The organism is Streptacidiphilus sp. MAP5-3, from assembly GCF_041262505.1.
Lineage (GTDB): Bacteria > Actinomycetota > Actinomycetes > Streptomycetales > Streptomycetaceae > Streptacidiphilus.
In genome coordinates this window covers 317,003-343,706 of the sequence record NZ_JBGCCL010000004.1, presented here as the reverse complement: position 1 = coordinate 343,706, position 26,704 = coordinate 317,003, and the positions used below count along the sequence as shown (strand labels likewise).

The 26,704-nt window shown below is 68.4% G+C and carries 12 protein-coding genes; 6 read left to right on the top strand and 6 right to left on the bottom strand.

The window, feature by feature from the left end:
- Positions 1 to 14 precede the first annotated feature (14 nt).
- The 5 genes from ABH928_RS10080 to ABH928_RS10060 form a co-directional block, all read right to left on the bottom strand.
- On the bottom strand, positions 15 to 983 hold the full coding sequence (locus tag ABH928_RS10080; protein WP_370064395.1) for a hypothetical protein: 969 nt from the start codon (positions 981 to 983) through the stop codon (positions 15 to 17).
- Positions 980 to 2,248, bottom strand: a complete 1,269-nt coding sequence (locus ABH928_RS10075; protein WP_370064393.1) for a D-alanyl-D-alanine carboxypeptidase family protein — start codon at positions 2,246 to 2,248, stop codon at positions 980 to 982. Before ABH928_RS10075 ends, ABH928_RS10080 begins: the two co-directional genes overlap by 4 nt.
- A 95-nt stretch (positions 2,249 to 2,343) precedes the next feature.
- Complete coding sequence (locus tag ABH928_RS10070) at positions 2,344 to 3,615, bottom strand: lytic murein transglycosylase (RefSeq protein WP_370064391.1); 1,272 nt, start codon at positions 3,613 to 3,615, stop codon at positions 2,344 to 2,346.
- Between the two features lie 119 nt (positions 3,616 to 3,734).
- A complete protein-coding gene (locus ABH928_RS10065) occupies positions 3,735 to 4,679 on the bottom strand; it encodes a L,D-transpeptidase family protein (RefSeq protein WP_370064389.1) in 945 nt (314 codons plus the stop codon).
- Positions 4,680 to 4,767: 88 nt separating this feature from the next.
- Complete coding sequence (locus tag ABH928_RS10060; protein ID WP_370064387.1) at positions 4,768 to 9,219, bottom strand: LamG-like jellyroll fold domain-containing protein; 4,452 nt, start codon at positions 9,217 to 9,219, stop codon at positions 4,768 to 4,770.
- Between the two features lie 1,095 nt (positions 9,220 to 10,314).
- Here ABH928_RS10060 and ABH928_RS10055 point away from each other — a divergent pair.
- From ABH928_RS10055 to ABH928_RS10030, 6 genes are all read left to right on the top strand, one after another.
- Positions 10,315 to 16,956: a polymorphic toxin-type HINT domain-containing protein gene (locus ABH928_RS10055; RefSeq protein ID WP_370064385.1), complete on the top strand. Its 6,642-nt coding sequence runs from the start codon at positions 10,315 to 10,317 to the stop codon at positions 16,954 to 16,956.
- Between the two features lie 13 nt (positions 16,957 to 16,969).
- Positions 16,970 to 17,254, top strand: a complete 285-nt coding sequence (locus tag ABH928_RS10050) for a hypothetical protein (protein ID WP_370064383.1) — start codon at positions 16,970 to 16,972, stop codon at positions 17,252 to 17,254.
- Between the two features lie 286 nt (positions 17,255 to 17,540).
- Complete coding sequence (locus tag ABH928_RS10045; RefSeq protein ID WP_370064381.1) at positions 17,541 to 18,371, top strand: NUDIX domain-containing protein; 831 nt, start codon at positions 17,541 to 17,543, stop codon at positions 18,369 to 18,371.
- Positions 18,368 to 19,030 carry an NUDIX domain-containing protein gene (locus ABH928_RS10040; RefSeq protein ID WP_370064379.1) on the top strand — a complete coding sequence of 221 codons (663 nt, stop codon included), beginning with the start codon at positions 18,368 to 18,370 and terminating at the stop codon, positions 19,028 to 19,030. The genes ABH928_RS10045 and ABH928_RS10040 overlap by 4 nt, the downstream gene beginning before the upstream one ends.
- Positions 19,031 to 19,226: 196 nt before the next feature.
- A complete protein-coding gene (locus tag ABH928_RS10035) occupies positions 19,227 to 19,790 on the top strand; it encodes an NUDIX hydrolase (RefSeq protein WP_370064377.1) in 564 nt (187 codons plus the stop codon).
- A 61-nt stretch (positions 19,791 to 19,851) separates the two neighbouring features.
- Positions 19,852 to 21,774, top strand: a complete 1,923-nt coding sequence (locus tag ABH928_RS10030) for an ABC transporter ATP-binding protein (protein WP_370064375.1) — start codon at positions 19,852 to 19,854, stop codon at positions 21,772 to 21,774.
- A gap of 1,720 nt (positions 21,775 to 23,494) precedes the next feature.
- Here the strand turns inward: ABH928_RS10030 and cas3 are convergent.
- The gene (cas3, locus tag ABH928_RS10025) at positions 23,495 to 26,155 is read right to left on the bottom strand and encodes a CRISPR-associated helicase Cas3' (RefSeq protein ID WP_370064433.1); all 2,661 of its coding nucleotides are present in this window, start codon (positions 26,153 to 26,155) and stop codon (positions 23,495 to 23,497) included.
- Positions 26,156 to 26,704: the final 549 nt, after the last annotated feature.

The following is a 26,704-nucleotide window of genomic DNA, read 5'->3' as shown; positions in this document are numbered from 1 at the left end:
ACAGGTGGACTGGCTCACGGTGCCGTGCGAGGGTCGGGGCGTGCCGCTCCCGCGTCCAGGTGTGCGAGGCGGGCTTGGACGGCGTCCAGCGAGCCGGCCAGGACCACGGCGGCGAGCGGGTCGTGGTAGGCGGCGGCGAACACCGTGCCCGCGGGCAGCACCGCGGCGCTGGCCGGGAGCAGGTCCGCGATCCGGGCGTCGTCGACCCGCACACGGTGCGCCCACTCCGGGGCGGGGCCGGGCAGTGGTACTACGGCTGGCGGTACCGGCAGCCTGCCAGCGGTTTCCTTCGTCGCGCGTGGGCCCCGTAACGGGTGCCGCGCCGTGCGGGCGGGGCGCCGCCGCGCCCCCGGTGGTGGGCCGCTGATGACCTGGAGGGCTGCTACCCATCCGTTGCGGGAGGGTGTCTCCAGGTCCGCGAGGACGTTCAAGACCAGGTTGACCACGAAGCACAGTTCCAGCACGTGGGTCAGTCGGGCGTGCAGGATCCGCCGGGCCAGAAGGGTTCCGAGATCTGCGCGCAGCCACTCTTGGGCCCCACGTGGAGTGGTGAGGAAGCCGGCGGCCGGGCGCGTGAGCGGCAGCTGTTCGGCCAAGGGCTGGGACAGTAGCAGGTCGAGCAGGGCCTGGCCGCGCGGGTGGTCGAGGCCCGGGTCCAGGAAGGGCAGACGGGCCAGGAGCGGGGTGCACAGGTTCAGGGCTGCGGCGGATTCGGGGTGCCGGGCCGGGTCGGCGGGCCAGTGCAGCCGTGGCCACGTGGTGCCGGGCATGGCGCCGAACGCGGAGGTGACGGCGGGCGGGCAGCAGCCCAGATCCGCGCGGGCCAGGTGCGGGGCCAGCACCCTGGAGCCTGGCAGCGCCCACGCCGGCACGGCCTGCACGAGCAGCGCCGCCACTTCCGCGGTGACCGGCTTCCGGGGCCTGGACGGTCCGGCCGCCGCCGTGGCAGCCGCGATGTCGCTCGCGCCTTCCACGGGGATCACGACGCGCTGGTGGTGAGGGCGACGGTGGTGTCGGTCGCGCCGGCGGGGGTCTGGACCTGCAGCACGGGCTGGTCGGGGGCGCCGGTGAGATGGAAGTGCAAGGTGAGGCCGGGCCAGGCGGTGAGGGTGACCGGGTGGGCGGGGTGCAGGGGCTGCCGGATCCCGGTGGGGGTGGTGCGCCAGGCGACGGTCTGCCCGGGGGTGAGGACGGTGGCCCGCTCCAGGGCGTTGTCGGTGGAGGTGATCAGGTCCTGGGTGGCGGCGAAGGCGTTAGGGAGCATGGTGGTGATGCTGCCGGGCTGGCCCAGGATCGCGCCGACCAGATCGGCTGGGTGTCCGTCGACGGTGGTGTGGGCGGAGAACAGCAGGCAGCCGCCGGCCCAGTAGGTGGAGCCGGTCTTGATGCCGTCGACGCCGTCGGTGCCCAGCAGCGTGTTGTAGTTCGTGATCGCGCCGCCAGAGATCGTGGCAGTGGACTGGTCGACCAGGTCGGCGAAGAACGGATCGCTGCTGGCGGCTTCGCCGAGCTTGACCAGGTCCGGGGCGGTGGAGGTGGAGGTGCCCAGGTAGCCCGACGGCTGGGAAAAGTGGGTGTGGGTCATCCCGAGCGCGGCGGCGGTCTGGTTCATCCTCGCGACGAACACGCTCTCGGTGCCGGCGTCCCACTCGGCCAGGATCTGCGCCATGTTGTCGGCGGAGGCGAGCATCAGCGCCTGCAGGGCCTGGCGTTCGGTGAACTGCTCGCCCGCATGGACGGGGACCAGGGACTGGTGCAGGGCCTCCTCCTCGGGCAGTTGCCCGGCCTCGTCGTCGGTGACCGTGAGCAGCGGGCCGTCCTGGCCGACGGCGAGGGGGTGGTCCTTCAGGACAAGGTAGGCGGTCATTGTCTTGGTGACCGACGCGATCGGCTGCGCGGTACCGGTCGGTCCGCTGCTGCCGAGGGTGCCAAGGCCCTGGACGGCGATCGCCGCCTGCCCGGAGTCGGGCAGGTCGAGGTCCAGACGGCCCGGGACGGTGTAGCGGTCCTGTGCGAGGGTGACCCGCACTGGGGCGGGGGACGGGGAACCCGCAGCCACGGTCGCTGCGGCTGCCGCCGTGACGGCCGGGGCAGGGTGCGCCTGCGCCCGGGAGTGGAAGGACCAAAGTCCCGCCGCACCGGCGAGGACGAGCGCGCTGGTTATCGCCCAGGCACCCCGGGGCCCTCGGCGGGCACGGGAGCGCTTGGCGGATCGGCTGGAGCGGCGGGTGGCTTTGTGGGCGGGCACGGAGGGTTCCTCAGGGGGCAAAGTCAGTGATGAAAACGAAGAAGTGTGCGCGGCTGCGGCACGATACCTGGCCGGAATGAGAAGGGTCGGGGCAGTCAGGGCGTGCCGGACGGGGATGGCGCCCCGGGCAGCGGGGTGGTGCCGGCGCTACTGGTTGGCGCGGGCGACGACGTTCCAGCACATGGGACCGGAGTCGGCGTCTGCGTCGGCGAGCCGGTGGCTGTGGGGGTGCTGGTGCCGGACGGCGCGCTCGGGCTGGGGGTGCTGGCGGTAGGGGTCGGCGACAGTGGGCTCGTACCGGTGGGAACGGGCCCGGAGCCGGTGGGGCTCGGACACGCGGACGCGGAGCCGCTCGGAGAAGGAGCGCCGGTGGGCGTCCCGGTGGGTGCGCCAGTGGGGGTGCCGGATGCCGTGCCGGTGGGGGCGGGAGTGGGACTGGAGGTCCGGGTGGGGCGCGGAGCGACAGGGGACTGGGGAGTTCGCGACGGCGCCGCGGTCGCTGTGCCGGTCGGCCTCGCGCTCGGCGCGGTGGTCGCGGGCGCGCTCACCGCCGGCTGGCCGGATTGCGAGGCGTGTGCGTAGTAGGTGATCCAGGCGGTGACGGTGGCCAGGTAGTTGGCGGAGTCGTTGTAGGACAGGATCGCCGCGTCCAGGTCCGCTGCTATCGCCAGATCCCGGCCGCCCGCGCACAGGTAGCGGCCGGCGGCGAGGGCAGCGTCATAGATGTTGTTCGGATCGGCGATGCCGTCGCCGTTGCCGTCCGCGCCCCAGACAGCCCAGGTGGAAGGCAGGAACTGCATGGGGCCGACCGCGCGGACCCAGCCTCCCCCGGGGGCGGGGATCGCGGCGTTACCGCCCGTTCCGTCCAACAGCGGTCCGAGGATCGCGGTCCTCGTAGTGCCGTCCGCGGTGACGTTCCCGTTGTCGGCCTGCCCGGATTCGACCTGCCCGATGCCGGCGAGCACGGTCCACTCCATGCGGCAGCCCGGATCACTGGCAGCGACGGAATGCTGGGCAGACCGATAGGCGTCCCAGACGATCAGCGGAATCCGCGAGCCATCCGCGACAGTCGCGCCTCCGGCCGCGCCGGCCACCGCTGTCGAGGCGGTTGTCGCCGCGCCTGGGGCAGCAGTCGGGGACGGCGGAAGCGCGGAGTGCAAGGGGAGGCTGCCGCCGGTGGCCGTGGTGGGGCGCATGGACGCGGGGGTCGCGGCCGCCGCGGTAGCCGGGGCGGGTTGGCCGGTGAGGACGGAGAGGACGACCGCGCCAGCGAGCGCGGCCGCGGAGCACCAGAGCCGCGCCTGGTCCGGGGCGCTCCCGTGCCGCGTGAGCCGGACGGTTCGGCGGTGTGGCCGGTGGGTGTTCACGTGTTCCTGTTCTCCGTTGTACGGGGCGTCAGTTGTCATCTGGTGCCGCGGCGCTGCTTCCCTTGGCACGTTGGCTCAGGGGCAGCACGCGGCGGCGCTGCCCCTGGCGTCGGGGGGTGTCAGCCAATGGCGATGACGGGGTTCTGGGCGGGGTCGATCCAGTGCATGATGTCGTTCATCGTCGTGGCGGGGACGGCGACGCAGCCGGCGGTGGGTCCGGCCTCGGGGCCGAGGTCGTGGAGGAAGATGCCGGCGCCGCGCGTGTGGACGGCGGGGTCCATGTTGAAGTTGATGACCAGGGCGTTGTGGTACTGGGTGGGGTAGTTGATGAGGTGTTCGCTGCCGTCCGCGCCTTGCTCGGTGAGGTGGAAGCCGCCCTGGGTGTCGGTGCGCATCTGGTTGTAGTAGGCGGAGGTGGGGTCCTCGACCCACCAGTCGTGCGTCGTGACCTGGTGGTAGGGCATCTTCGTGCCCGGGTTGACGCCAACGCCGAAGCCCTGGGTGATGGTGTAGGTGCCGGTGGGGGTGGTGTCGGTGCCCTGGACGCGGGTCGCGCCGTTGGTGATGCCGTTGGCGCCGACGCGGGCGTAGATGGTGGTGTAGATGCTCTTCCAGGTCGTGCCGGTCTTCTGCCACAGCTGCACGGTGGCGTAGGAGCCGCTGCGGGCCTTGACCGTGATGACCTGAGTGGCCTTGCCCACGTTCACCGGCACGGGGAACGGAGAGGCTGCAGATTGTGTGGCCGAGTTGGCGACGTAGGAGCCGGCCGGCAGGACGAGCTTCTCGCCGGTGTGGAGCACGTACGGCGAGGCGATGTGGTTGAGGCTGGCGATGGCCTGGTAGCCGCCAGGGACGTGGTCCTTGTACGCGATCCCCGAGAGGGTGTCACCGGAGACGACGGTGTAACTGGACACCGGCGTGGTGCCCGCCGGGGTGGCGGCCTGGGCGGCGGTCGCCGAACCCAGCGCGGAGGCGGCGGCCGCGGCGCCGAGCGCGGTGGTGGCCGCGGCACGCGCGGTGGTGGAGGCGCGCGGCTTGGCGTGACGGCCAGTGGAACCGGACATGAGAGTAGGCCCTTTCTGCTCTGGGCTGGAACGGGTGGTGCGGCCCGGCGTCGTGCCGGGCCGCACCACAGTGGTCACGGTGTGATGGCTACTGGATCTGCTGGTACAGGGCGGTGACCTGGTTCGGCGTCAGGGCGTAGTTGAAGTCCTGGACGTCGCTGACCGATCCGGGGACGAAGTCGGTCATGGTCGCGTCGTACTGCGCGGCGCCGACGAGCAGGGGGCCGCTCGCCGCCCAGGCGGTGACTCCAGCCTTGGTGGCAGCGAGGTGGCCGTTGACGTACAACTGCGCCGTCTTGGTCGCGTTGTTGTACACGCCGACCAGGTGTGTCCAGGTGTTGGCGGTCGCCCCTGCGGCGAAGGCGTCGGCGAAGGCCGGGCCAGTGATGTCGGAGGTGGTTGTGTTCATGCCCCACCCGGGTGTTCCGCCGTTGTAGTTGTACTGCAGGTAGAAGGGGCTGTCGTTGGTCCCGTTCTCCGAGACGATGGTGACGTTGTGGTTGGGCAGGGACGGCAGTTTCACCCACACGGAAACGGTGTAGCTGGCGGTGGTGTTGATGACGCCGGTGTTGCTGGTGGTGGCGTCGCCGGCGGTGCCGTCGAGGGTCAGGACTTCGCCGCGGGTGGCGTCGCTGGTCCAGGTGGCGCCGGTGCCGCTGAGGTTGAGCGGGTTGTTGCCGGTGTTGGGGTTGTTGATGGCGTTCGGCGTCAGGACCTGGTTGACGCCGTCGGTGTCTGCTGTGTCCTGGGCGACGGTGACCGTGTTGCTGGTGTTGCCGTCGTTCAGTTGCCAGGTGTCCTGGGGGGACAGGATCGTGTTGCCGAGTGCGCCGTAGCCTGCCAGCGAGAGGTTGACGTGGTCGCCGCCGTCGGCGCCGGAGGCGAGCTTCTCCACCCCGGCGTTGTTCGGGTCGGGGACCGCGACGGCCGCGTCGTAGTCGGCGAAGTACACCGCCGGGGAACTCCACGGAGTGCCGAGGTTCATGCCGCCGAGGAACGCGTTGACGTCCATGCGGTTGGCGTCGACGGTGGACAGGGTGCAGGGGTCGTTCGGGGTGGCGCCGTCGCCGGTGAACCCGTCGCACGGAGTCAGCGAGGTCAGCACCACGTTGATGCCCCAGTTCTGGAGCTGCTGGACCAGGGCGGTGTAGCCGTTGGCCTCGAGGTCGTTGTTGGTGTCGCCGGCGAGGAGGTCTTCCAGGCCCTCGCTGATGACGACGGTGTTGATGCCGGGCTGGTCCAGGATGTCGCGGTCGATCCGCGACAGCGCGGCCGGGCCGCCGATGGTGGTGCCGTTGTAGGTCTCCGGATAGTCCTTCATCAGCTGGTTGGACTCGATGCCCTCGGCCAGCACGCCGAACGGCTGCGCGGTACTGGGCATCGCGGAGGAGAGGGCGTCGGAGACGCGGTAACCGTTGGAGTTGGGCAGCGTGGTGCCGGGCTGGAACGGGTCGGTGAGGTTGTCGCCGAGGACCGCTTCGGTGGGCACGTTGCTGCCCTGCACGTCCAGGCCGGTCACCAGGTCGGTGAAGCTGCCGTACGACGCGGCGTTCGTGGTGAACGGCGTGGCGCTGGTGCTGGTGGTCAGGTCCCCGGAGCCGACGCTGGTGATGTACTCGAACGAGCCGTTGCTGTAGGAGTGCTGCACCAGGTACGGCACGGAGTTGACGAGCTGGTAGGACACCAGCAGGTACTGGCCCGCGGTCACGTTGAAGTTGAGCGGGTCGCTGTAGATCATGCCGCCCTGGGGTATCCAGTAGCTCTGGCTCCCGCTGAAGGTCAGCGTCGTCGGAGTCCCCGACGGCACGGCCCCGATCGCATTCGGGGTCGAGCTGAGCGCGATGGTGGCGTGGCCGATGTCCAGGGCGCTGGTGCCCAGGCCGTTGTCCAGCTTGATGCGGACAGTCGAGCCGGACACGGACGGCTGCAGCGCGATGCGGATGGTCTGGTTGCTGTAGCTGCCGTTGTTGAGGTTGTAGTTGCCCTCGTTCGGGTTGCCCCACGCGCCGGTCCAGGACTGACCCGAAGACGCCGCGGCGTAGGTGCCGTTGGACTCCGGAGTGCCTGCGGTGGTGTTGCGGGTGGCCATGCCGAAGATGTGCAGCGCGTTCTCGCCGCCCGCCACGGCCTGGCCGACATCCGGAAGGGTGACCGAGGAGATGGTCAGGCCCTGGGTGACCGGCACCGCAAAGGGGAAGATCTTCGGGCCCAGGCCTGCGCCCTGGGTCAGCTGGCCCGACGGGTCGTTCCAGTGCGGCAGGGAAACCGCCGACAGGGACTGCGGACCGCCGATCCAGTCCGGCACGGTCAGCGTGAACGGGGTGCTGGTGCCGTTGCTGTAGTTGACGGTGCCCGTTGCCGCGCACACACCGTCCGGGGTGGTGCCGGTGAAGCAGTACGAGCCGGACACGCCGGTGCCCGCGGGCACGTAGGGGGCGGTCGCGTCACCGGAGATGGCACCGGGGTCGGACATGGTGGCGTTGGTGGTGGTGGCCAGGAAGACCAGGGCGTTGCCGCTGCCGGAGAAGGTGACGGTCTGGTTGGCGGCCAGCACGTTGTCCTTCTGGCCACTGCCGTAGGCGGGCAGGGCGAAGGTGGCGCCGTCGACGGTGATCTTGTCGCCGCTGCCCCAGCCGGCGTTGGTCAGGTCCGTTGCGGAGAAGCTGTGCACGCCGTCCGCGCCACCCAGCGACATGTTGCTGTCCGGGGTGATGGCGGTGTTGTCGTAACAGGCCGAGAGGCTGGTGCAGGTGCTCGCGGCGTGACCGGCGGCCAGGAACGGGTAGGCGGTGTCACCGGAGACATCACCTGCCGCGTCCACCGAGTACACGTACAGGGTGTGCGGGCCCGGGGACGGCGGCGTGACCGTGACAGTGGCTGCGTTGCTCGACGCCGTCACGGTCTCGCTGGCCGGCGGGTTGCTGGTGGCCGGCAACTGGTCAAGGCTGTAAATGAACTTGGTGGCGGTGGTGCCGTTTCCGGCCACCGAAAACTGCCCGGCAGTGCCGGCCGCAGCGCCGACGACGCCGTCGTTCTGGTCGGTGTTAGGGAAGGTGTTGTTGACCGAAGACACCGTCGGGTCGTCCGGCGCAGTGGGCTCGGCCGTGAAGTGGCAGGTCGGCGACTGCGCGTACGTCGTCGGGTCCATTCCGTCGGTGATCATCACCTGCCAGTCCACCGTCTGACCGTTGGTCAGCGAGGACACGAAGCTCGACGGCAGGGAGACGCTCGCGTACGTGCCGGAGGCCAGGTTGTCCGCGCTGGTGGCGGTGTACCTGGTGGAGGAGCCGTTGACCCAGTACTGGAAGGTGGCCTGCAGCTTGTCGCCGTTCGGATCGGTCACCTTCGCCTTGAGCGACGGCGGCGTCGAGGCGATGGTCTTGCCCATGTACGGACCCGGAGCTGTGGTCGAGCACGCGGCGTCATCCGCGCCTGCCACAGCCGACATGGTGTTCGCGGTCGGCGGGTTCGGCGGGTTGTTGAAGAAGATCTGCAGCGTCGGGTTGTGCGTGAACCGCTTGAACCCCAGGTCGTTCCACGAGGACTCATCCGAGTCCTCACTCAGCGTCACCGTGAACGTGGACGCGTGCGCCGCCGCCTCACTGCGGATCGCAGGGAGCACGTTGAAGCCCGCGGAAGGCTGGCTCTGGTTCGGGCAGTATTGCGGGTTGTAGGACGGGCCGACATTCGCCGAGGTCGAGTAGCTGTTGTAGCCGGGGCGGTTGCTCCAGTCCGTGCCCGAGCCCATGCCCTTGGACCAGTGCAGGTTCACCGTCGCCGACGCCGAGCACGAGGCCGAGTAGTAGTCCAGGGTGTCGACCTCGGCGCTGTTGATGTCCGCGCCCCAGATCGTCTTGGACAGGTTCCACTGGTAGACGGCATGCTCGTCACCGGTGTTGCATGCGCCCTCCGGCCAGCCGTTGTACCCGACTCCCAGGTAGCCGTTGTCCGCCAGACTGCTGGTGCTGTTGGTGAACGAGTCACCGGAGCAGCCCTGCTTGACCTCGTCGAACATTGGCGACCCGTAGCTGACCGGGTGCCAGTTCACCGACGGGTCCGCATAGACCGGCCACACCGTCGACTGGCTCGCCAGCATGCCCGCGTCCGGTATCAGCGTCACCGAACCCGAAGACACCCGGGTTCCCACGCGCGCCATACGAGCGGCCAGTCCTGGCTGCCCGGCCGTGGACGGGTCAGCCGCGACCTTGGCGCCACGCGGTGTGCGGGAGGCAGGAAGAACCATGTTGGAGTCCCACTGCATCGGAGTCGCCCCGTCGGCGATCACCTGCCCCGCGGTGTTGGTCAGCTGCAGTCCGCCGTCGGCCGCGGAGGAGAGGCGGCCGCCGTGCACGACCGTGCCCAGACGGAGCCCCTTTAGCGCGGGGTTCGCCGCGGCCTTCGCGGAGTGGATGACTAGAACATCGCTCAGACCGCCGTCCGGCGTGGCGGAAACCTCCAGGTCGACGCCGGGGAGTACCGACGGGTAGGTTGCCGTGGCCCCCTTGATCACCGGCGAGGGAAGCGCCGTTGGCCACGTCAACGAGAGCGAGGTACCGCCCGAGCGCGTCACCGCCAGCGGACCGGAACCACCACTGGAGAACTCGACCGACCCGTAAGCCGTCGCACCAGGAGCCCACATCCCGTCACTTCGCCGCGTCAGCTTCAAGTCCACCGGGACAAAGCCGCCGTCGCGTGCGACACGGACTGGCAGGGGGTTCGCCGACAGCAGGAACTTCCCCGAAGGCTCCGCCAGGACAGCCGTAGTAGGCGTCGTCAGCGAATCGACCGTCACCGCCGTCCCTGTGCGCCGGGCCTGAGCGGCGGCCTGGCTCATGTGCACCTGGTCCGCCGCCGTCAGACCAAAACCGCTCGGAAGCGGCGTCAGGCCCTTGTCCGAAGGCTTCCCTGCCGCCACCGGCTGGGTCGAACCACTCGACTCGCGTGTCTTGGAATTACTGGGAGTTGACGCGTGCGCGGGAACCAGACCCGCCGCGCTCACCCCCAACGTGACCAACGCGACCAGAGCCGCATGGCTCCGGCGACGCGCCACCTTGGTGCGCTGTCTCAACATTCCCTTGCTCTCTCTGAGGTTCCCCGGTCGAAGCCGGCTGCACCGAACTTAAAGGGATGCTCAAGACAGGCGCTAGATGACCATGTTCCGTAGCGGAGAAGGAATGTCATGGCCGGTCAGAACATGTACTGATGTGTCCAAATCATGAAGACGGTAAGGAGTGTTCGGCTCATGACTGCGCAGTGAAGGGCGCGGGGTAGCTTCATGCGGCCCCATGATCAAACCATCACAGTGCGGAGCGAGAAACACGTGAGACCACCAGGCCGCATACGCGCAGCAGCCACAGGCGGCTGGAGGGCGGGACTCAAACCCGTCGCCGCCGTCATCGTCACAGTCCTAGGTGCGAGCGTGCTCACGGCACCCGCGTTCGCCCAGGCAAGACCCATACCCGGGCTTCCCCACACGAAGCCCGTACCCGTCACCGCCGTAGCAACGCACTACCACCCGGCGCGCAGACTGGCGAGCCAGCAGATCCCCCGGCCCGCCTGGCCGACCGGAACCGCTTCGGTGAGCTTTCCCGCCCAGGCCGCCTCCGCCTCGGGCGCCCACACTGACTCCGCGCGTGTGAACTCAGGCAACACGGCTGCCCACCGGGCCGGCACCCTCCCGGTCTGGCTTAGCAGCACAGTGGGTGCGACCGACACGGTGTCGGTACTGCCCCAGTCCGCGGCACGCGCGGCCGGCATCAACGGCGTCCTGCTCACCCTCCGCGCGACCAAGCGTCATGCCTCACATGTCACCCTGGGTTACGGTAGCTTCGCCGATGCCTTCGGTGGGGACTGGGCCTCACGGCTGCGGCTGGTCGAACTGCCGGCCTGCGCCGTGACCACTCCCCAACTCCCGGCGTGTCGCATCCAGACGCCGCTGGCCAGCACCGACGCGGTGAAAAGCCAGCAGGTTTCGGCGAACATCGCCCTGCCCCCCGCTGCGGCGGGCGTCAAGCCCCCGTCTACCGGGGTGCACGCGGCCGCGACCATGGCGGGGGCGGCGGTTGCTGCGCCGATGGTGGTTCTTGCAGCGGACTCCTCCTCAGGCGGGGGCGGCGGCGATTTCACCGCCACCTCGCTCAAGCCGTCAGGTTCCTGGCAGGCTGGTGGCAGCTCCGATGCGTTCACCTGGTCCTACCCCATCAGCACCCCCAGCGTCCCCGGCGGGCTCGGGCCGAAGCTGTCCCTGGACTACGACTCGCAGTCGCTGGACGGGCTGACCTCGTCGACCAACAACCAGGCCTCAGTGGTGGGTGACGGGTTCTCCATGGCCGAGGGCTTCGTTGAGCGCTCCTACCAGTCCTGCCACCAGAACCCGGCGGGCGCCACCCAGACCTGGGACAACTGCTGGTCCTCGGACAATCAGCTGACCCTGTCGCTCAACGGGCAGACCACCACCCTGGTCAAGGACGACACCACCGGTGTCTACCACCCGGAGAACGACACCAACGAGAAGGTCAGCTACCTGACCGGTGCCTCCAACGGTGCACAGAACGGTGAGTACTGGCAGGTCACCACTGCCGACGGCACCCAGTACACCTTCGGCCTGAACAAGTTGCCGGGCTGGGCCGCCGGGGATGCGACCACTGACTCGGTGCTGACCGAACCGGTCTACTCGACCGCGTCCGGGCAGGGCTGCTACAACGCGACGTTCGCCAACTCCTGGTGCCAGGAGGCCTACCGGTGGATGCTCGACTACGTCAAGGACGCCCGTGGCGACACGATGTCCTACTTCTACACTCCGGACACCGCCTACTACGCCGCTGACCTGGGCAAAACCGCGACCACTCCTTACACTCGCGACGTCTCCCTGTCGAAGATCGAGTACGGTCAGCGCGATGGATCGGTGTACAGCACCAGCCCTGCCGGGCAGGTGCTGTTCACCTACAACGGCCGGTGCAACACCTCCTCCACCGGCTGCGCGACTTCGACACTGACAACCTCAACGGCCTCCAGCTGGCCGGACGTTCCCTATGACCAGTACTGCGCCAGCGGTGCCTCGTGCTCAGTCCAGTCTCCGACGTTCTGGTCGGAGAACGAGCTGACTGGCATCCAGACGCAGGCCTTGGTGGGGACGACGGAGACGAACGTCGACTCGTGGGCGATGACGTACTCATTCCCGGCGACGGGGGATTCGACGACGCCCTCGTTGTGGCTCTCGTCGATCATTCGCACAGGGCAGGACACCAGCGCCGGTGGTTCGACATCATCGATTCCGATGCCGCCGGTGACATTCTCGGGCACGCCGCTGGCGAACCGGGTGAACCTCTCCGATGGCTACCCGCCGATCACGCGTTACCGTCTGAACACGATCACCACCGAATCCGGTGAGGTGATCAGCGTTGGCTACTCCGCGCCGGCGTGCGGGACGTCGACGCCGAGCGACCCGAGTCAGAACACCACTCTGTGCTATCCGGACTACTGGACGCCGACCGGGCAGCAGAGCCCGGTCGAGGACTGGTTCAACAAGTACATCGTCACGGGTGTGACGGAGCAGGACCCGACCGGTGGCGGCGTCAACGACACGATCGCCACCACGTACACCCCGATCGGCAACCCGGCGTGGCATTACGACGACAACCCGCTCACCCCGTCCAACAACCGGACGTGGGACCAGTGGCGCGGTTTCCAGGGCATGAAGGTCACGACCGGTACCAGCCCTGACCCGGTCACCGAGACCGACAGCTACTACTTCCGTGGCATGGACGGCGACACGCTTCCCAACGGGGCCAAGCGCTCGGTCACCGTCACCGACACGCGCGGCGACCCTGCCGTCACCGACTCGAACCAGTACGCGGGCATGCCCTACGAGACGGTCGTCTACGACGGCTCGGGCAGCGGCAAGGTCGTCACCGACACCGTCAACGACCCGTGGACCTCGGCCGCGACGGCCAGTCACACCACCACGGTGTCCGGGCTTCCGGCGCAGCAGGCCTTCCACACCGGCACCGCCGACACCAAGGTCTACACGCCGCTCGCGTCCGGTGCCACGCGTGAGACCGAGACGGACTACACCCACGACTCCTATGGTCGCGTTACCAAGACCAACGACCTGGGCGACGTCTCCACCTCGGCCGACGACCTGTGCACCACCACCACGTACGACGACAACACCAGCGCCTGGATCCTCGACACCCCTGACGAGACCCAGACCGTCTCCGTCAACTGCCCGACCACGCCGACCCTCCCGGCCGACGCGGTCTCAGACACCCGCACGTACTACGACGGCTCCAGCACATTCGGCGCTGCGCCCACCGTGGGCGACGCCACCATGACCCAGGACGTGACCGCCTACACGGGGAGCACGCCGACCTGGACCACCATGGCGACGATCGCCACTCGGGACGAGTACGGCCGACCGACGTCCACCACCGATCCGGACGCGCGGAAGACCACCATCTCCTACACGCCTGCGACTGGCGCCGCGCCCACCAGCATCACGACGGTGGACCCGCTCGCACACGACACCGTCTCCAACTTCGACCCGCTTCGCGGTCTGCTCACGTCCACCACGGACGCCGGCGGCTACGTCACGTCCGCCCAGTACGACGCGCTCGGTCGCACGACCGCGGTCTTCAAGCCCGGCATCACCGCTGCGCTCAGCAAGTACAGCTACACGGTCTCCAACTCCGCCCCATCCGTGGTCACCACCTCGGCACTGAACAACGACGGCACCACGTACCGGGTCGCGGAAACCCTGTATGACGCGATGCTGCGCCAGAGGGAGACGCAGACGTCCACCGAGGACGGTGGCCGGGATGTGACCGACTCGGTCTACAACACGTTGGGACAGGTCGCGAAGACCACCGCGCCGTACTACACCACCGGTGCCCCTACCTCCACGCTCGTGCAGGCGCAGGATGGACAGGTACCGTCCGAGACCGGTTACAGCTACGACGGTGCCGGACGAAAGACCGCTGCCACCGCTTACGGACTCGGCACCCAGACCTGGCAGACCACCTACATCTACGGCGGCAACTTCACCACGACCGTTCCCCCGGCCGGGGGCACGGTTCAGACGGTGATCACCGACGCCCGAGGACACACCACCGACCTCTACCAGTACCACGCGGGCGTTCCGGCAGACCCGGTCAATGACCCGGCGTCCGATTACTCCGACACTCACTACACGTACACTCCGGCCGGGCAGCAGGCCGGGGAGACGGACGCTGCGGGAAACACCTGGACCTGGAGCTACAACCTCCTCGGTCAGCAGACCACCGCTACTGACCCTGATACGGGTAGCACCAGCAGTACCTATGACAACGCCGGACAACTCCTGTCGAGCACCAACGGCGACGGCGGTCAGACCAGCTACACCTACGACCTGGACGGTCGCAGGACCGCCGCCTACGACACGACCGGCGGAGCCGGCCAGAGCACCAGCGACGAGATCGGTGCCTGGACCTACGACACCCTGAAGAAGGGCTACCCCACCTCTACGATCTCCTACCAGAAGGGCACGACTAGCCCTTCCGAGACCAGCGCGGTGCTGGGCTACGACAGCTTCGCCGAGCCGGCTGCCACCAAGATCACGCTGGCGAACCTTCCCACCAATGAGGCAGCGCTAGCGCCGACCGGCGGCTACACCACCAGTTACGAGTACAACAGCGTCGGGAATCTGATCACGCAGCAAGACCCGGCCGCCGGCGGCCTGCCGTCGGAAAACATCGACTACGGCTACGACAACTACGGCCAGCAGACGAGTGTGACCGGTACCGGCGGAGCTTCTTGGGACTACGCCTCCGCGATCGGCTACGACGAGTTCGGCCATGTCGCCCAGTACACCATGGGCCCCTCCACCAACTGGGTCGACCTGACGCTCGCCTACGACCCTCAGACCAACGCCGTCACCGGTGCCCAGACCACGGACTCCACCAGCAAGACCGTGGTCGACAACACCACCTACACCTACGGCAACAATGCGGTCTCCAAGGGCGCCGGGCTGCTGACCTCCACCACCGATAGCCAGAACGGCGGTGGAGTCACCGACACCCAGTGCTTCACCTACACCGCCCAGCAGCAGCTGAGCCAGGCGTGGACCGCCACCGACAACTGCGCCGCCACCCCGGCTGTGGGCAGCAGCAGCACTGTCGGCGGTCCGAGTCCGTACTGGCAGTCGTGGACCTACACGGCCGACGGACAGCGCTCCACTCAAACCGACTACGACACCAGCGGCAACACCGCCAACGACACCACCACCACCTACAACTACCCCGCTGGCGGGTCCTCCACGGACCAGCCGCACACCCTGACCAGCACCACCGCGACCGGCCCGGCAGCCAGTGCCGACACTGCCAACTACACCTACGACGCCGCCGGGAACACCAGCAGCATCAGCGGCGGTGCCGCCGGTGAGCAGAGCATGGTCTGGAACGACCAAGGAAAGCTCGCCTCCGACACCACCGCTTCCGGCAGCACGACGTACCTGTACGCCACCAGCGGCAACCTGATCCTGCGGACCGATCCGGGCAATGCCACCTTGTTCCTCGGCGACACACAGATCGTCGAGACCTTGACCGGCAGCGCCCTGACCGCCACCCGCTACTACACCGCCAATGGCACCGTCATCGCGGAGCGCTCCAACACCGGTGACGTTCAGTACCTGATCCCCAACCGCCAGGGCACAGACACACTCGCCATCGACTCGACCACACAGGCAACCACCCGCCGCCAGTACACGCCGTTCGGCCAGACTCGCGGTACTGCCCCCACAACATGGCCGGGCGACGACGGATACGTCGGCGGCACAACCGACCCCGCCACGAATCTGGAGAACCTCGGGGCCCGCGAATACGACCCCGCCGACGGCCGATTCATCTCCGCTGACCCCATCCTGGAGACCACAGGCCCCACCCAGCTGTCGGGCTACGACTACTCCGGCAACGATCCTGTGACAGGTAGCGATCCAGCAGGCCTGATGTACTACGAGGACGGCATCGGTGCCGGCTCTGCTCAGGCCCTGGAACACCAGTTGGCGGAGATCGCTGCAGCAGCGAAAGCTGCTGCAGCACCCCCTGTCTACGTGCGGATCAGCCCCACCGTCTTCGTGCAGGACGACGGATCCGGCCTGGTGGCTCACCTCCAGAAGCTCTGGACCATCCAGTACAAGAAGGACTTCGGCTGGCTGGAAGGAGGCCCGCGGAACCTCACTCCTCTCGACGATGCCGATATCTGGAACGGCATATGCGACTCGAATGCGGGCCTTTGTGACAGCACGATCAAGGCCATCCTTCAGAATCAGCACTTCAGAACGGCGGGGATGGAAACCGGTTCACCGGGAGCTGGCGATTCAACGCTGCTGTTCGGGACATGCGGGTTCACCGGCGGTTGCAACGGGCAGTCTCACGGCATCGCCCTCACGCCCGTCGGGCGGCTGTCTGTAGCAGGGCAGACGTTCGAGATAACCGCCGGCGAGTGCATGAATAGTTTCTCCCCGGACACCAGAGTTCTCATGGCGGACGGGAAATCCAAGCCGATCGCCTCCATCGAGGTCGGTGACCGGGTGAAGTCCGCCGACCCGACGACAGGAAAGCCGCAGGGAAGTCGAACGGTCCAGGCCGTTCTCATCCATGACGACAGCAATCTCCTCACGGTGGAAACCCGCGATGCGCACGGCAGGGTGGCAGCTCTGAAGACCACAACGGAGCACCCGTTCTGGGACCCGACGGAGCACCTGTGGGTCGACGCCGGCCAACTCCAGGCCGGTGAAAGCCTGGAGGCGTCGTCGCCCGGTCAGGTAACCGTGGTTTCGGTTCATGCCACGCCCGGGTCCGCCGATCGTTTCAACCTCACCGTTGCCCAGTTGCACACGTACTACGTCGAGGCCGGGTCCGTTTATGTGCTCGTCCACAACGCCAAGTGCAAGAACGGGGCGGCGCCCCCCGGTGAGATGACGCTGTACCGATTCCGCAGCGGGCCGGAGACGACGGATGCGCTGCAGGAAAACGCTGCCGCTGCTGCTGCTACCGCGGACGGCGCGTCCGAGGCGGGTGCCAACTTCCCGTTCGGTATCTCGGTGTCGAGCGGACTGCCTTCCGGGTTTAAAGCGAGTGGCGACTACCGTGTCACCACGGTGCAGGAGCTGCTCGACGCCGGATTTACGGTGATCAAGACCGGAAAGAACGGCTCCCATTACACGGTCGGCCTACCTGACCCGGTGACCGACGAAACCACGGATATGCTGAACGAGATATTCGGCGAGCCGATGTCGAAGTAGGAAGGGGTTATTTGTGGATCCCGATGAAAAGACCGAACTGGCCCGATCGATCTCCGACCGGCTCACCCCGCTCAAGGAGCGGGTGGAGTGCGCTCGACGGCTGGCGCTCATGGACCCCGAACAGGCCCTGAAGTCAGTGATCGAGGTCACCGAGAATGACGAGGAGGAACCGGAGACGCTCAGGGCAATGGGGAGGCAGTTGGCCCTCATTGCTGAAACTCACCGCTATCCCAGCGAGTTCGAGACTCGTGATGTCGCGGACATAGCCTACGAGGCGTACTGCAACCCCCGCGATTGACGCTGGTGCGCGAGGGTGTCCAGAAGAGGACACCCTCGCGCGAGCAGCAGGACCAAGGCGAGCCGCGCGTGCTGCCGATCTTGAAACAGCCGTGGGTTCCGAAGCGAGCCGTGACGGCGTACGGAGCCCGGATCCACTGAGCATTGAGGGGTCTTGGAGAGGGCAGAGCCCCAGAGTTCCGCAGATGTCCGGTGCTCGCCTGGAAGACGCCTTCGCGCCGCTGGTGGTATGTGGTGGCATAGCATCAACTGGCCTCACATGCCTCTTGAGTCGTGGGGGGCCACGCGTGTTGGTCTCGTTCTGCATTCGAGATCCCTGGAACTCGCTCGCTTTCATCGGCGGCAAGCCCCACCCTGGGGAGCACCTCACGGTGACCGCGGCGCGGGAGGTCGAAGAGGAGACCGGGCTTCTCGTCGCACCAAGCGACGTGCAGCTCCTGGCCATGGTGGTGGACGAGCGCGGCGAACTGCCGCGCGCCACCGTCGTTGCTTACGTCAGCCGCTTCACCGGCACCCCGCAGGCGAAGGAGCCGCATCTGATCGAAAGTTGGGACTGGCACCCGATCGGAGCGCTGCCCTCCCCGCTGTTCCAGCCCAGCCTCGACGCGCTCGCCACCGCCTTCCCCCACGCTTACCAGTCCACGAACGCCGCGCACGCGTACCCGCTCGCCTCCCGGGCTGCCCTGATGCAGACCGCTCGGCAAGACAGGCAGGAATACCCGTCTGCGGGTCGGGCACCGCGCGAAGGCGGCTGCCAGTGTGGCCGCCTCCGCTACCTGGCCACCGGAAGTCCCGACTGGCCGCACAGCTGCTCATGTCGACATTGCCGTCACCTGTCGGGCGCGACGGAGATGACGTGGGTCAGTTTCGAACTGTCGGAGTTCGCCTGGACTGGCCCCGGTGGCGAGCCGGCCTGGCACGCCACGTGGTCCGACTCCAGGCGCGGACGCTGCCTCGATTGCGGAAGCCAGGTCTGCGCCCTCGACGACGGCGCGACGAGCATCGCGGTCACCCTCACCTCTCTCGACGACCCGAACGAACTCATGCCCGTGCACCAGTCCTTCCGCGACGATGCCCTGCTGTGGCGCGAGCCTCTCCCCACGGTGCCCGAGACATGAGCCCCACGACGCCGGCACAGCAGCCGGACCCAACCGCAGCAGCCCCCATCCGAGGTACGGCGGACGGACCATCGGTGATCCGGGGCTGGACGACCGTCACGTCACGAGAACTCCACCCTGGACGGATCAGCCTGCACCGGGACGAAGTCGTGCGCCCCAACGGCACCGCGGGCTCCTACAAGTACATCGAGCTGCCCGATGGAGTGCGCATCGCCGCGCTCGACGACGAACACTGCATCGCCCTGCTAGAAGAGGACGTCTACGTATGCGGCCATCGCCTCCTCATGCTGCCCGGCGGCGGTTGCGAGAAGGGCGAAGCGCCCGAACAGGCAGCGGAGCGAGAACTCGCCGAGGAAGCCGGCATCACCGCCGGCAGAATCCAACTACTCACACATATGCGGCGCATGCCCGCCAATGCCCGGACCACTGAACACCTCTACCTGGCCCGAGACCTCCACCTCGGCGCTCCCGACCGCGAGGCCAGCGAAGAGGACATGACCCTGCACTGGACGCCCCTCGAAGAAGCCGTTGCCATGTGCGGGGACGGACGGATCGCCGAGGCCGGCACCCTCGCCGCAATCCTGCTCACCGCCCAGCTTCTCTCCCGTGAGCGAGAGCCGCAGCCAACCGACACCAGGGCGGAGCGACGCAGTGGATGAAAGCGCAGCCCGGCACCAGCCAGGAAGTGTGCGCACAGAAAGTCGCGATGCCCCACTCAGCATCAGGTCCGCGCGGGCGCAGGAGACCGGGCAGCCCACCGTCCCGAGCGGGCAGCACGAACGCGACCCTGCCTGCACCTGCGTGCAACCGGCTCGCGAGCCATCGGACGAACTGGCGGACACGGCGGAGCAGCTTATGACCAGCACAACCACCGGGCAGCACATCGAGGAGACGATCCGGCGCTACCTGGACCGCCACCCATCCGACCGCGAAAAGCTGGATCCGGTCCTCGCTCTCATCCAGGGCGGGATCGACCTCGGCGACCGGAACGACCCGCGTCAACACGCCACCGCGGGAGCCGTTTTGTTCAATCGGGAGGGCAAGATCCTCCTGGTCCACCACAAAGGACTGGACATGTGGGTGCAACCGGGCGGTCACGTCGAGCACCACGACAGCCAGCTCACGGACGCAGCTCTGCGCGAGCTGACCGAGGAAACCGGCATCACCCGCGACCTGGTCAGGCCCCTACTCAACAGTCCCGTGCAGATCGACACCGGAAACTATCCGGCCGCTCCTGGCCACCCGGCACACCTGCACGTCGATTTCCGCTACGCGTTCGTCACGGACGCCGACGTGACGAAGCTCCAGGCGGAGGAGATCGCGGACGCCCGCTGGTACGACCTGGACGACCCTGAGGTGGCGAGGGCGGGCCTGACCAACTTCACCGCTCTCCTCCACACCATCGACACCGACCACTGACCAGCCCCTTCGGCCGGGCCGCCCGACTGCCCGGCGCCATCTGATCGAGATCGGAGCGGACTTGAGCCAGGACACCACCGCCGCAGACAGCCCCGACATCCAAGAGGAGGTGGACGAGGCGCTGACGTTCGTGCTGCAGGGAGAGGACCGTGTGGGCAACGCCCGGTCGATGACCACGGCTGGCATGGCCCGCCGCCTTCCGGCGCTCGTGCGCGAAGCCCTGTCGCTGGCCTGGCAGGTGGATCGCCGGTCCGTGGTCGCGCTACTGCTGTGCCAGCTCGTCTCCGCGATCTCGGCGGCCTTCGGGCTGCTGGCGACGAACCAGACCATCACCGCGCTCATCGCCTCCGGACACATCACCCAGCGGCTGCGCCAGGCCATGCCCGCTGTGGCAGTGCTCGCGGCGATGGCCGGACTGCGCGCGCTGCTGGGCATCGCGATCAACTCGCTGTCGAACCGCATCTCTCCAGCGGTAACCCGTCGAGCCCAGTTCATGCAGCTCGAAGCTGCCACGAGCGCTGAGCTTGCCGCTTACGACCACCCCGGCTTCAACGACCGCTGGGACCTGGCGGACCAAGGCGCGAGCGTCGCAGCCGACATGATCGGCCAGTCCCAGAACCTCATCGCATCGGGCGCGTCGCTGGTCGCGGCGGCGGTGGTCCTGGCAGTCATCCACCCACTGCTGCTGCCGCTGACCGTGATCGCGGCGATCCCGCAGGGCTTCGCGGCCGTCCGCGCGGCGCGCGTCTCCTACGAGTCGATGATCGATACCCGGGTCCAGCGGCGGGTGATGAACCTGCTGCGCTGGTACCTCGGCGACAAGTGGCAGGCTGACCAGGTCCGCTCCGACAGCATCGCACCCTTCCTGCTGACCAAGTACAGCGCCGCCTCCACAGACGTGGAACGACGGACCAACCTCGCGGTCTGGCGGTCGGCGAGGATCAGCCTCCTGGGCTCACTCGCGTCCGGGCTGACCTCCGGTGCCGTATGGCTGGCCCTCGCACTGCTGCTGTCGGACGGTCAGATTGGCGTCGCCAGCGCCGGCACCGCTGTGTTCGCACTCCAGCAGGCATCCCACGGCCTGCAAGGCATCGTCGGGTACGGGGCCCAGATCTTCCGCGACGGCCTCTACTTCGACCACTGGTCGAACTTCGTCACCGAAGCGTCCGGCATGCGCATGAACCGCGGAAGCCGCACCCCGCAGGCCCCGAAAGTGGTGTCGGCGAGGAAGGTGTCATTCACCTACCCCACCTCGGACAAGGAGACGCTGCACGAGGTGTCACTGGAGATCAGGGCCGGTGAGATCGTCGCGCTGATCGGCGAGAACGGCTCGGGCAAGTCCACCCTGATGCGCTTGCTGTGCGGGCTGAACCTGCCCACCGCCGGAGTAGTGGAGTGGGACGGTGTGGACACGCGCGAGATGGACCCCAACGCGCTGTGGCAGTACGTCGCCGTGGTGCCACAGAACTTCGCTCGCTGGCCGCTCTCCGCGCGGGAAAACATCAACCTCGGGCAGCCGCACGACGACGGCGACGCCTCGGTGTGGCGCGCCGCCCGCGCTTCCGGGGCGGATGAGGTCATCAACTCCCTGCGGTCCGGTATGAATACGCTGCTGGCCCGCGAGTTCTTCGGCGGGGTCGCCCTCTCCCCGGGACAATGGCAACGCCTCGCGGTTGCGAGGTCTCTACACGTCAAGTCGGGTCTGCTGGTCCTGGACGAGCCGACCTCCGACCTCGACCCGAAGGCCGAGCACCGGATCTTCACCGGCCTGCGCGAGTCTGCCGGGGACCGGCCGGTCATCCTGGTCACCCACAACTTGGCCAACGCCTCCGTGGCGGACCGGATCGTCTGCATGCAGGACGGGCGCATCGCCGAGCAGGGCCGTTTTTCTGACCTCGTTGAGCGTCCTGATGGGATTTTCGCGCGACTTTGGGCACTTCAGAACGATAGGAACATCCCGGGACCGAGGTACCGGGCCGAGTGAGCCACGGCAGGTAGCCCGGCCCTAGACGGGACAGGCCGCACTCCTGCACGCCGTGCAACTTGCACAGCAACCGGCGTCCCCCCAAGACCGGCGCCACCGCTGCACCGGGCGCACGCCGGCCCGAAGCTCTTGGACAACCTCCCCGTTGGAGGTGGCCGGCGGCGAACCCTCGGCAGCCTCCGACGAGATCACGCCTTGAAGGTCAGTAACGCTCGTACCTCGGAGGCCGATCCGAGTGCGGGGTGGCCCGCACTGTATTCCGGGCCACCCCCAACCGCTGGGGGTGGAACGGACGGTTCGGAGCTGCGCGACAACTGGAACAGGACGCGGGCTACCTCCGCGTGTGCGGAGCGAACGTCCTCATGGACCTGGACGAAGCTGGGAACGTCGGGCTACCTCCGCATGCGCAGAGCCGACCGATCCCCGGGCATCTCCACGAGCGCGTGGGACGGGCTACCTCCGTGTGTGTGGAGCGGACAGCGGCGCGTACTTCGAGAGCGCGAAGGACGACGGGCGACCTCCGCGGGTGCGGAGCGGACCACACCTAGGTCTCCCCGCGCCGTGGGACGTTCGGGCTACCTCCGCCTGTGCGGAGCGGACCAGTCCGACGAGATCAGCTTGCTCCTCACCGACGGGCAACCTCCGCGGGTGCGGAGCAAACAACGGGTCGGCGAACGCTAACGACTACGACGGCGGGCGACCTTCGCGTGTGCGGAGCGGATGTCCAACCACGGGTTCGACGCCGGGGCGCCCACGGGCTACCTTCGCATGTGCGGAGCGGACATCCCCGCCCGGGTGCCGATCTTGATGAGGTACGGGTTACCTCCGTTTGTGCGAAGCGGACCTGGTGGTGATCGGCTGGGGCAGCGGGCGACCTCCGCGTGTGCGGAGCGAATTTCGCTGTGCCGAAGACGTTTCGCGCCTGTTCCGGGTCACCTCCGCATGTGCAGAGCGCACTGCTCGAAGGTGGCCACGACCTGGACCTCCCACGGGCTACCGCCGCGTGTGCGGAGCGGACCTGATCCCTCCGTCGGTCCAGGACGCCTGGTCCGGGCTACCTCCGCATTCGCGGAGCGGACCTTTCCGCCGCCGCGTACGCCTCGCCGTACGCCGGGCTACCTCTGCGGGCGCGGAACAGACCTCAGCGGAGCGGCGATCCAGATCCGCGACTCCGGGCGACCTCCGCGGGCGCGGAGCGGACCGGCAAGTGGCGCTCGGCCGGCAGGTCGCCGTCGGGCTACCTCCGCGTGTGCGAAGCGGACATGATCGAGTCGAGTAGGGCGATGTACTGCTCCGGGTTACTTCCGCGCGTGCGAAGTGGACGCCCCCGGTCCACACGCACCGGTCGCACATGACGGGTTGCCTCCCCGTGTGCGGAGCGGACGACGGCGACGAACGTGTCCCTGGTGCCGTTGACGGGCGACCTCCGCAGGCGCGGAGCACACGGGTCACAGTCCGCCACGCGCTCGTAGGCAACCGGGCTACCTCCGCATGTGCGGAGCAGACCCGCTCGCCCGGCTTCGCCCGCCGCTACGGCGGGCAACCTCCGCGGGTGCGGAGCAGACCGTTCCCGACTGGAGACGGCCCCCCTTGAACAACGGGCAACCTCCGCGGGTGCGGAGCAGACCCTTCGCTACCTGTGGAGATGGGGAGCTTTGCCATTTTGTTATCAATGATCGGTGGGTGGTGGTGAGTTTATCGGTGTGGCCTGGCAGCGCTCTTAGCGTTCGCGGATGAGGCCGTCGTCGGGGTGGAGGTGGATGCGGTGGCCGGATGGTGCGGTCCACGGTGTATTGGCGGGGCCGTGGGGGGTGAGGGCGATGTCCCGTAGGGCTGGGGTGTTGGCCCAGGGGGTGGGCGGGTTGGTGTCGGGGCCGCGTCCGCGTGTCCAGTCGGCGTGTACCTGGATGGTGGACGCGATGATGCTGCGGGTTTGGTCGCGGTCCGGGCGTGCCGGTAGTGGCTCGGGGCCGGTGGCGGTGTTGTAGACCAGGCCGTCGGGGGTGGGGTGGACGGGTAGGACACGGATGGTGTCCGCGCCGAGCCGTGTGGAGGCGAGGTCGGGGTCGGTGAGGTCGGTCAGCGGGTGCAGGTCCTTCACGCGTTGGGGCGGGGGAATCATGGCCATGTCGGCGACGGCGGACATGGCCTGTTCGGTGGCTAGGCGCCAGCTGTCGTCCGCTTGGAGGATGGCCTGCTCGAAGGCGGCTCCGTAGACCTCCTCAATGAGCTGGGTTACATCGCCGGGGATCGCGATCGGCCCGGTGAGTCGGGCGAGTTGGTCACGGGTGCGGCGTAGCAGGGATGCGTCGTAGACCTCGCCCCATTCGCGGGGCGGAAGCGCGCCGGTGGGTGTGAGGACGTGGAGCACCGGTTCCCGCGCCCACGCCGGGCGGTGGGGGCGGGAATGGCGATGGCAGCGGCCGACCCGTTGCAAAGGCAGCGCGATGGGCGCGAGGTCGGACAGGAGAACGTCGAAGTCCACGTCCAGGGACTGTTCGATGACCTGGGTGGCCACGACGACGAACGGGAATGCGGGCCGGGGTTGGGGGTTGGCGGGGTCGGGTCCGCAACCCGCCCACTGTTCAACCAGGTTGGTGATCTGGTCGCGCTGCCAGGCTGGCATGCGAGCGTGCAGCAGTACCGTCCGCACGCAGGGGTAGGCAGCCTGGATCGCGCGGCGGGTGGCCTGGGCGGTGGCGACGGTGTTGCACACCACTGCCGCGCAACCATCCCCGCTGTCCGCGAGGGGCTGCAGTGCCGTGACGATCTGCTGGGTGCGCCCGCGCTGGTCGCGGTGCGGGAGGGTGTTGACGGTGATGTCGCGGGCACGGCTGGTCGGCAGCACCGGGCTGGCCGTCACCTCGCCCGTGGTTGCGGAGACGTGCGTCCAGCCCGGATAGGCGGGTACCACGCTGCTCGGCGCGGTGTGGCCCGCGCCGCGCCGGTACGCGTCCGTCAACTGCCTTGCGGTGCGTCCGGCCAGCGTTGCTGAGAGCACCACGACGGGGATGCGCAGGTGCCCGCACCACTCCAGCAGGCGGCATGTCAGGGCGTGCCCGTAGGCGTCGTACGAGTGGGCCTCATCCACGATCAGGGTTTTGCCCGACAGGCCCAGCCAGCGAAGGACGTTGAAGCGGAGAGGCAGCGCTGCCATCGCGGCCTGGTCCCACGTGCCGACCGCGACCCCGGCGATCAGGCCCCGGTGTCGGCCCCGCAGCCACTCCGTGGCCTCCGTCGACACGCACCCGTCCGCGACGATCTCGTCCTGCTCCGGGTCGTAGTCCGCGGTCAGCCAGGCCATGGAGTGCAGGAGCGTGACAGGCGTCGCCGTGACAGCCTGCCGGGCGGTGAACGCTTCGACGCGCCGCCACATCGCCGTCGTGGTCGCCATCGTCGGCAGCAGTACCGCCAACCCTGGCGCGCCTGATACTTGGCCGAGCAGCCGCGCGGCCAAAAGCGCGGACTCGGTCTTGCCGTCGCCGGTCGGGGCCGTCACCAGTACCATCCCCGGCCCGTCCACGAGCTCCGGCAGTCGGCTGGAGATGTCCGCCTGGAGGGCGTGCGGTTTCCGGATGTGGGGGAACAATTCCGCGAACGTCGCGGCGCTGCGCCAGCGCGGTGTGACCAGGCCGGCGTGCTCCACGATCCACCGCGCGCGCCGGCGAAGCTCCGCCGCGTGCCGGACAATGTCCCTGTCCCACATGGCCAGGCGGCCCGCGATCTGCCTGGTGTTGGACGCGAGCCAGTCCGCCAGCACGATCAGCCCCGTCACCTCCAAGCAGGCACCCGGCGGCGCGAGTTGCTGAGGCGCAGCCGGGCTTCCGCACACTTCCCAAACCGCCCGGACGTGCGCGCGCCGCTGGCCTACCCACCCCTGCGCCGCGCCCAAAGCTGGGACAGTGCCTGCCGGGTCCTTCGCCTCCACCGGGCACAACGCCACCCCGTACGTGCCGTGGTGACCGCCGAGGATCTGGGCGACCTGGTGCGCGACGGACCGCAACGGCCGATCATGCGAGGGATACCCGAGCTCGGCCAGCAGTTGAGGCAGCAGTAGATGCGAGGCGCGTTCGTGCCGAGGACCACCCTCGTGCATCCAGCCAGTCGCAGCCTCGAACCCCACTTCGCGCAGCAGGCCCACGTCCGCGCCCGCTGCGCTGGCTTGGAACGGAGGGGTGCACTTTCCCGTGTCGTGCAGCCCGGCCCAGAACATCACCAGCTGCCGTGCCAGCTGCTCGTCGACCGCCCAGCCTTCGGCGATTGTCCGCCGCTGCCCCGGCGACAGGTACACATCCCACAACGCGCCCGCGATCATCGCGGTATCCACCAGGTGACAGATCAGGGGATAAGGGCCAACAAGTCCCCTGAGCTTGCCCCACACACGGGGGTCCAATGCGTTGGACACAGAACTCCTCAAGGATTGGGTGCAGAAGAATGCTCCGCGTGCCGAGCCAATCGCCGACTTTCCTGCGCGGCGTACTGCGCCGCTGGGGTTACCTCCGCGGGTGCGGAGCCGATTCCTGTGCGGTGCCGTTCGTCTTGCGACGGTTCGGGTCCGACCGTCGCCTGGGGAGCCGACCAGTACTACGGGTCACCTCCGCGCGTGCGGAGCCGATTCCTTGCTGACCTCCGGGCTCGCGAGCAGGGCCGGGTCACCTCCGCGCGTGCGGAGCCGATTTCTGCAGGCTGTTGCTCAAGGCGACGCCGACCGGGTCACCTCCGCGCGTGCGGAGCCGATGCGGAGAACCGCTCGTCTTGAGTACGCAGGACCGGGTCACCTCCGCGCGTTCGGAGCCGATGCTGATCTGCTGGACCCCTCTGGGACGGCCACTGGGTCACCTCTGCGCGTGCGGAGCCGATTACCCGTTAAGGACGTCATCGGCTCCGGGGTTCGGGTCACCTCCGCGCGTGCGGAGCCGATGCTTCCTGA

Bases quoted from the DNA above. Each gene is read 5' to 3' on its own strand.
- ABH928_RS10065 (WP_370064389.1), bottom strand. From the start codon at position 4,679: ATGTCCGGTTCCACTGGCCGTCACGCCAAGCCGCGCGCCTCCACCACC.
- ABH928_RS10035 (WP_370064377.1), top strand. From the start codon at position 19,227: ATGACCAGCACAACCACCGGGCAGCACATCGAGGAGACGATCCGGCGC.
- ABH928_RS10040 (WP_370064379.1), top strand. From the start codon at position 18,368: ATGAGCCCCACGACGCCGGCACAGCAGCCGGACCCAACCGCAGCAGCC.